The sequence below is a fragment of the Pseudomonas emilianonis genome (assembly GCF_023072625.1).
Classification (GTDB): Bacteria; Pseudomonadota; Gammaproteobacteria; order Pseudomonadales; family Pseudomonadaceae; genus Aquipseudomonas; species Aquipseudomonas paraveronii.
On record NZ_JAKNRV010000261.1, the window covers coordinates 1 to 7,447 of the forward strand.

General features: G+C 62.1%; 6 protein-coding genes and 1 pseudogene. 1 reads left to right on the forward strand and 6 read right to left on the reverse strand.

From position 1 onward, the window contains the following. Both L9Z73_RS21545 and L9Z73_RS21550 read right to left on the reverse strand, forming a co-directional pair. The coding region (locus tag L9Z73_RS21545) for a DEAD/DEAH box helicase (protein ID WP_345894179.1) at nt 1–844 on the reverse strand (844 nt) is incomplete at its 3' end. Further along, nucleotides 841–2,487 carry a VRR-NUC domain-containing protein gene (locus tag L9Z73_RS21550; RefSeq protein ID WP_247405209.1) on the reverse strand — a complete coding sequence of 549 codons (1,647 nt, stop codon included), beginning with the start codon at nt 2,485–2,487 and terminating at the stop codon, nt 841–843. The genes L9Z73_RS21545 and L9Z73_RS21550, both read right to left, overlap by 4 nt. A 187-nt stretch (nt 2,488–2,674) precedes the next feature. Here L9Z73_RS21550 and L9Z73_RS21555 point away from each other — a divergent pair, with 187 nt between their 5' ends. After that, complete coding sequence (locus L9Z73_RS21555; protein ID WP_247405211.1) at nt 2,675–2,899, forward strand: YgdI/YgdR family lipoprotein; 225 nt, start codon at nt 2,675–2,677, stop codon at nt 2,897–2,899. Nucleotides 2,900–2,975: 76 nt separating this feature from the next. Here the strand turns inward: L9Z73_RS21555 and L9Z73_RS21560 are convergent, their stop codons facing one another. The 4 genes and pseudogenes from L9Z73_RS21560 to L9Z73_RS21575 form a co-directional block, all read right to left on the reverse strand. After that, entirely contained in the window at nt 2,976–4,400 is a 1,425-nt protein-coding gene (locus tag L9Z73_RS21560) for a polyurethane esterase (protein WP_247405214.1), read from the reverse strand. Nucleotides 4,401–4,459: 59 nt separating this feature from the next. Continuing rightward, nucleotides 4,460–5,803 (reverse strand): TolC family outer membrane protein, encoded by a 1,344-nt coding sequence (locus tag L9Z73_RS21565; RefSeq protein ID WP_247405216.1) that lies wholly within the window; start codon nt 5,801–5,803, stop codon nt 4,460–4,462. Nucleotides 5,804–5,805: 2 nt separating this feature from the next. Next, nucleotides 5,806–7,107 (reverse strand): HlyD family type I secretion periplasmic adaptor subunit, encoded by a 1,302-nt coding sequence (locus L9Z73_RS21570; RefSeq protein WP_247405219.1) that lies wholly within the window; start codon nt 7,105–7,107, stop codon nt 5,806–5,808. After that, nucleotides 7,104–7,447: pseudogene (locus L9Z73_RS21575) on the reverse strand (type I secretion system permease/ATPase); the annotation flags it as partial. The pseudogene L9Z73_RS21575 and the gene L9Z73_RS21570, both read right to left, overlap by 4 nt.

Here is a 7,447-nt window from a genome sequence, read left to right on the forward strand (position 1 = left end):
AGGCCTTGTCCAGGTGTTCGCAGGCCTTGTCCCGCGCCACCAGCTCCAACACGCGCAGCGGCAACTCGGGACTGCTGGCGTACAGCACTTGCGCGGCGTCGAGGGCCAGTTTGCGGCCCGGGGTCTTGGCGGTGAGGAAAAACACCTTGTCCAATTGCTGGGGGGCCAAGGCCTTGAGCATGGGGAAGATCGTGCCGACGGTTTTGCCAATGCCGGTGGGCGCCTGGGCCATCAGGCAACGTCCGGTGCTGACGGCCTTGTACACCGACTCTGCGAGGGAGCGCTGGCCGGGGCGAAAGTCGCTGTGAGGGAACGTCAGGGTCTGCGCGGCGCGGTTGCGGGCGTCGCGGTGCTGCATCTCCTGGCGCGCCCAACCGAGAAACAATGCGCATTGCTGGTTGAAGAACTGTTGCAGATCGGTGGCCGCAAAGCGCTGGTTCAGCAAGGTTTCGCCCTCGCCAACGATATCGAAATACACCAGCGCCAGATCGATGTGCGCAAGCCCGAGCTTCTGGCACATCAGCCAGCCGTAGACCTTGACCTGGGCCCAGTGCAATAGCCGATGGTTGGCGGGCTGGGCGTCGAGGTCGCCGCGATAGGTCTTCACCTCTTCGAGGCGGTTGCTGTCCGGGTCGTAACCGTCCGCCCTGCCCCGCACCTTGAGCGCTTCGTATTCGCCTTCCAGGGCCACTTCGTTCTGGTAATGCGCACTGCGCCGGGAGGCGACCGTGCGATGACCGGCGATGCCTTCCTGGGCGCTGGGCGACGGTGTAAAGCGCAGGTCAAGGTCGCCGACCTTGGCCGTGAACTCACACAGGGCGCGCACCGCCACGGTGTAACTCAAGCGGGCTGCGCCCAGCGCACATAGCAGACAGTGACCGGCATCTGGTACTCGCCACAGAACTCCAGCCAGCGCAGTTGGTTGTCTTGCAGGCGATCGCCAGGGCCTTTGACTTCGATCATGCGGTAGGTTTTCCGGGCGGGCCAGAACTGGATCAGGTCCGGCATACCGGCGCGGTTGGCGCGGATATCCAGCAGCAGCCGCTCGAACCAGTAGTGCAAGTGTTCGGCGGGCAAGCACTCCAAGGCCTGCTCCAGCAGCTCTTCACTGAGCAGGTTCCAGAAGACAAAGGGTGACTGGATGCCCCACTTGTCCACGTAGCGTTGGCGGATGGTGTTTTTGTAGCGTTCATCGCGCAGTTGCTCGAAACAGGCGGCGAACAGTGACGCACGGCGCTGATGAAAGTCTTCGCTGTGCAGATCCGCCGGCCCGCGCTGGAACGGGTGAAAAAACGCCCCCGGCAGCGGCGCGAAGATCGCCTCCCAGCACAACAGGCCGAACAGCGAATTGATCAGACCGTTTTCCACGTAGTACACCGGCGCGTCGGGCTCGCTCAGATGGGCCTGCACGCAATACTCCACCGACATCAAGGGTTCCGGCAGTGGCAGCGCCAGGTCCAGGCGCGTGACTTCGCGCGGCTTGACCTTGGGCAAGGCCGGCGCGCCCAACTTGCGCCGCAGGCGTGGCAACACACGCAGCAGGTGTTGCTGCTCGGCAGGGCTTTCCGGTGCCTCTTGGGCGGCGCATGCCAGGGCCATGGCCTGGGCGTAGTCTTCCTGGCGCTCCAGCACGCGAATCAAGCGTGAGCGTGCGCCAGGATAAGCACAGGCGCGGTAGATCTGCTCGGCCAGCGCCAACTCGGCACTGCGCTCGCAATACTGGCCGACCTGGAACAACAGCTTGGCCCGGCGTTTTTCCAGCCAAGGGTTGTCGGTCTGCAACATGGCGATCTGCGCCAGCACGCCGTCCAGCGCCTGTGCGGACTCAAAGGCTTGCTGGCACTGGTGCAGGAACAGAAACCCCTGCACGTCATCGCGGCTGCGCAAACCGCGGGACTCGGCACAAAACTCGACCTTTTCGTAGGTGTAGATACCCAGGTCCGCCAGCACGAACTCCGACCAGTCCTGATGCAGGTTGCCGAAGAACATCAATCGCAGGCGATCACACAAGTCCATCACGGTGAGGCTGTAGAGCACGTCATCCAGCTCGGGGCACCAGTGCGCAAAGCGGCGCTGCTCAGTGAACTGCGGCGCCAACTGCTCAAGCCAGTCGGCCTTCTTACCCTTGGGCTGGTCGATCCATGGCTGGAACGCACCCAGCACCTCGCGCTTTTGCAGCAACCCAAACAGTTCGTCAAAACCCAGCAGGCACTGATCATCGATCCAACCCAATGCCTTCAGCGGGCGCGCCGCAGCATGGGGGCAGCCGATCTCCAGGTAATTGAGCTTGCCCGCGCGAAAATGCACGCCCTTGCGCATCACCATGCGCACCAGCAATGCCTGGGACGCCTGCGGCAACCTGTCGAATTGCTGAATGAAATGCGCTTCGTCAGCATCGAGCAAATCGGCATAGCGTTGCCCCAGCCAATCGAGCACCTGGCGGAAGTTATGCAGGTAATACAGGGGGTCTTCGAGGGGGTCGGCCATGGTACGCAGCGATCAAATACTGGTTATGCATACAGAGTGCCGTCGTAGACGCGTTGTTGCAATCGGTAATAGATAAATGGCGCACGCAACTTTTTGCATAAAAGTGATCAGATGGGGGAGTTGATCGCGTAACATTTATGGCCCGCAGCCGCAGGCAGCGGGACTTTTCAGGGTTAAGGTAAGGGTTATGAGCATGAAGAATTTGGGGCTGCCACTGGTTGCACTCACTTTTCTGGTATTGGCCGGTTGCGCGACGCAAACCGTAGTGACATTACAAAATGGCACGCAGTATTTAACCAAAGACATACCGAAGACCAATACCGCCGACGGTTTCTATGAATTCACCGACATCGCTGGCAAGCACATCCGCGTCAAAGCCGGCGATGTGGCCACGGTTCGCAAGGAAGACTGATCCTTCCCTGTCGCTCCCGATCAAACATGTGGGAGCCCGCCGGCTCCCACCCTTTGAACCGCGTGCCAACGCGGTTTCAACCGATCACGACACCCTCCCCCGACCAATTGCTCACGCCCACCAGCGTCACCGAATCCGCGCCAAAACTGATCACCATATCGCCACCCACCACCTTGGTATGCTCGCGATAATCCAGGCTGCCCTGCACATCCGTGAACACCAGTTTGTCGGTTGACTGATAGCCGATCACCCGATCCTGACCAAACTGCCCGCCGAACAGAAAAGTGTTATGGCCACTGTTGTCGCGGAGGGTGTCGTTGCCTTTGCCGCCTTCGATGAAGTCCGCGCCCTTACCGCCCTGGATCAGGTCATTGCCGTCGCTGCCGATGATGAAGGTGTTGCCCTTGTGCGGCTCGGCATTACGGTTGAGGTCCTGCACCCAGGTTGTGGCCCGCGCCGGATCGGACAGGTTGGCGACGATCACCGTAGAGTCCCGGCTCATCTGCTCATAGAATCCGGATCCGAGAACCCGGGCCATGCCGTCGCCATAGCCGCTGGGCAAGTGCGACACCCAGGTCGGCAGGTTGGCAATGGAAAACGGCAGCACGTTCCACAGCGTCGAGGCGTAGTGATCGTTGAAGCTGACGATGTTGTCGGTGGTCGATTCGTGGGGTTTGTCATGCACGCCCAAGGACGACAGGTTGAAGGATGAACCGTCCAGCGCACGGAATACCGGGTCGTTTTCATAGCCGATGTTCAGCACCTTGTCGCCGGCGCTCTGGGTCGGAGAGGCATAGGCCACATAGTTGGCGTCCGTGTAGAACCCCGACCATTGCTGGTCGCTCAACTCCGCCAGGCTGTTGACCGCCAGCCCGCCCAGGCTGTGGCCGCTGACCACCACGTCGGAACCGCTCAGGCCATGGGCGCCGGCATAGTCGGCAAGCGTTTTGAGCAAACCGCCAAAGGCTTCGCCGGCGTAGTTCTTCGCGTAATCCTTGGGGCCCAGGGCGGCGAGCAGATCGCTGACCAGATCACCGATGGAATCGCTGATCAGGCTTTCCCGCGGCCCCGACGTACCGCGAAAGCCGATGCCGATTTCGAGCAAACGGCCCGCGTCATCGTACTTGCCCAGCACCTCGACCTGCGCGGTGGTATAGCCGGCCTTTTCGCCAAAAAACGTGCCTCGGGCGTCGACCTTGCCACCGTAACCCAGGGTGCTCGCGCTGATCGGCGTCCATCCGGCGTGTTGTACCGCTTCCAGGGCGGCTTTTTCCGAGTCGGGATTCCACGGGATACCGGGAATCACGCCTTGGGAGTCGGAACCGCCAAGCAATGCACCGACCAGCGTCGCCGGCAAGCCAACGCCCAAGCCGTTGTGCTGATACCCCACGGCAAAGCCGTTATCCAGGTTGTGGTAGGTGTACAACGTGATCGCCATCGCATCGGTGAACAGCGCCTTGGAACCCTCGGTGCCGAGGTTTTTATAATCAAAGATACCCATCGGTAGTGCCTCTCTGTTGTTGGACTTGTCGAGAAAGCGCAATGACGCCCCAGGTGGCGCTACGGCTGGTTGCGCACCGGCCCAAATGCCTCATCGACTTGCGCCAGGTCGGTATCGCGCAGGTTGCCGGCGTAGTAGTGCAGTTTGGTCCAGGCCATCAGGTAGTCGTAACGCGCCTGGGCCAGGTCGCGCCGGGTGCTGTAGAGCTGCTGCTCGGCGTTGAGCACATCAAGGTTGACCCGCTCGCCGCCGAGGATGCTTTGCCGGGTCGACACCACCAACGCCTCGGCCGAGGCCAGGGCTTTCTGGTAGGCGCGTAGCTTGCTGACGCCCGACAGGCAGGCGCTGAACTGGCGACGCAGTTCGATCAGGGTTTCACGGGTCTTGCCTTCCAGCTCGTATTCGGCCTGCTCCATGGCGCGACTGGCCTGGCGCGTGGAGGCAGAGATAGCGCCACCGGCATACAGCGGCAGGCTGACTTCGACGCCAATGGTGTTGGTGTCGTAGCGCTGGTTGTAGGTGTTGCCGCTGTCGGACTCCTGCTGGCGCGAACTGGCATACGCGGTGATCTTCGGCAGGTGCCCGGCGCGGTTGCGCTCCACTTCATAACGCGCCACTTCCAGGGCTTGGCGTTGCGAGGCCAGCGTCGGGTTGTTGCTGATCGCCAACTCGTGCCAGGTGTCGTAGTTGGCCGGCGTCAGGCTGAAGGCGGCGAAACGCTGATTCAGCGGCGCGAGGTCGTTGATGTTGACGCTCTGCACGCCGATCAACGCGCCCAACTCTCTTAACGAGGCGTCCTGTTCATCCAGCGCCTGGATTTCTTCGGCGGTGGCCAGCTCATAGCGCGATTCGGCTTCAAGGATGTCGGTGCGCGTGCCCTCGCCCTGCTGGAACAGGTGCTGGTTCTGCTGAAACTGCTGCTCGAAGGCCTTTTTCTTGGCGCGGGCAATCTCGATCTGGTCTTGGGCGAACAACGCTTGGGTGTAATAGCTCAGCACCCGCACCAACAGCGCCTGGCTCTTGTCGCGAAAACTTTCATCGGCAAACAGCGCCTGGGCCACGCCCTTGCGGTAGTTGGCATAGGCTTCGTAGTCGAACAGCGGCTGCTGCAGGCTGAAGGTGGAGCCGTAGCTGTTGTAATTCCGCTCGTCGCGATAGCTGCCGCCGCGCCCGTCAGGCAGGTGCGCGTCGGAATTGTTGCGCCCTTTGTTGTAGTTGTAGGACAGCCGCGGCAGCAACCCGGCGCGGCCGATGGTGCGGTTTTCCAGGCCGGCGTCGCGCTCCTTGATCGCGCCGAGGAACACTGGATCGTTGCGCAGGGCCTGTTCGTACACATCGAACGGGCCCATGGCGGCCTGGGCAGGCGCACAGCTCAACAGCAAGGCGATGAACAACGGTTTCATGTTCATTCCTCGGTCAACGCAGATCCGGCGCGGTCGAGCAGCGGCTTGAACAGGTAATTGAGCAACGAGCGCTCGCCGGTACGCACGAACATCTCAGCGGGCATGCCTGGCTTGATCACCAGGCCGTGGAGTGTTTCCAGCGCGGCCTCGCTGACGGTGGTGCGCAGCACGTAGTACGGCGCGCCGGTTTTTTCGTCGAGCAGTTGGTCGGCGGAAATCAGGCTGACCTCTCCCGGCACACGCGGGGTACGGCTCTGATTGAAGGCGGTGAACAGAATATCGACTGGCAGGTGGGTGCCGACCTTGTCCACCAGGTGGACCGGCAAATGCCCCTCGACTTCCAACCGCGTGCCCTGGGGCACAATCTCCAGCAAGGTTTCTCCGGCGCGCACCACCGCACCTTCGGTGTGCACGCCAAGGTTGACCGCAATGCCATCGGCCGGTGCGTTGATTTCGCTGTGTTGCAGGTCGAACCCGGCGGACGTGAGTTGCTGCTCCAGGGTCAGGCTGCGCAGTTGCGCGTCGGCCAGTTGGCTGCGCACTTCCTTCTGGTATTCCTCGCTGTGCTGCTGCAGTTTGAGCCGCGATTCGAGGATGCCCTGCTCCACGCGGCCGCTTTCGCCAGTGTTTTGCGCCAAGTCCTGTTGCACCTGGGACAACTGGCGCTGGTACTCCATCAAGCGATTGCGTGGGATGTAGCCATTGTCGGCCAAGGGCTGCAGATTGCTCAGTTGGTCGCGCAGGGATTGGGCCTGGGCGGTCAGGTCGCTACGCGCGCGGCGCATGCCATTGAGCTGCGCCCTGGCGCCGTCGATATTCGCGCGAATCCCCGCCTGTTCACGGGCCAAGGCTTCGCGGCGGCTGCTGAACAGTTGGCGTTGGCCTTCTAACACCAAGGCCAGCGCGGGGTCGGGAGTGGCGCTGAGCTCGGCGGGAAAAACGATGACGGCGCGATTGTCGCGTTCGCTCTGCCAACGCGCCACACTGGCCCAGGCCATGCGGTACTGCGCTTGCAGCGATTGCACATCAGCCTGGTTCTGGGTCTGGTCGAGACGAAACAGCGGCTGGCCCTGTTTGACCGTCTCACCTTCACGCACAAGAATCCGGCTGACCACACCGGGGCTGAAGGTCTGCACCGCCTTGCGCTTGCCCGAGACCACCACGGTGCCCTGTACCGGAATGCCCTGGTCCAGCGGCGCCAGGCTGGCCCAGAGGAAGAACCCACCGGCGCCGAGCACCGTCAGCCACCAGCCCATGCGCACAAAGAAACCAGCGTCGCGTTGTTCAACAGTAAGCATGCTCATGCGCCTGGATTCCTTCCGGCTTGATACTGACGACTGAAACTGACGCCGGTTTTTTCCTTCGGCGTCTCTTGCTGGCCGGACAACGCGCGCAGCACGTCCTGGCTCGGCCCAAACGCCTGCAGGTGGCCTTCGTTGAGCACCAGCAACTTGTCGGCCTGGGCCAGGGCCGAAGAGCGGTGGGTGACAAGAATCACGCTGCTGCCCTGGGCCTTCATCTGCACGATGGCGCTGGCCAGCGCGGCCTCACCGACGGTGTCGAGGTTGGAATTGGGTTCATCCAGCACGATCAGCCGCGGCCCGCCATACAGCGCACGCGCCAGGGCGACCCGTTGCTTCTGGC

Excerpts from the sequence above, each read along its gene's own strand:
- L9Z73_RS21565 (WP_247405216.1), bottom strand. The coding sequence starts at position 5,803 with ATGAAACCGTTGTTCATCGCCTTGCTGTTGAGCTGTGCGCCTGCCCAG.
- L9Z73_RS21560 (WP_247405214.1), bottom strand. The coding sequence starts at position 4,400 with ATGGGTATCTTTGATTATAAAAACCTCGGCACCGAGGGTTCCAAGGCG.
- L9Z73_RS21570 (WP_247405219.1), bottom strand. The coding sequence starts at position 7,107 with ATGAGCATGCTTACTGTTGAACAACGCGACGCTGGTTTCTTTGTGCGC.
- L9Z73_RS21555 (WP_247405211.1), top strand. The coding sequence starts at position 2,675 with ATGAGCATGAAGAATTTGGGGCTGCCACTGGTTGCACTCACTTTTCTG.
- L9Z73_RS21550 (WP_247405209.1), bottom strand. The coding sequence starts at position 2,487 with ATGGCCGACCCCCTCGAAGACCCCCTGTATTACCTGCATAACTTCCGC.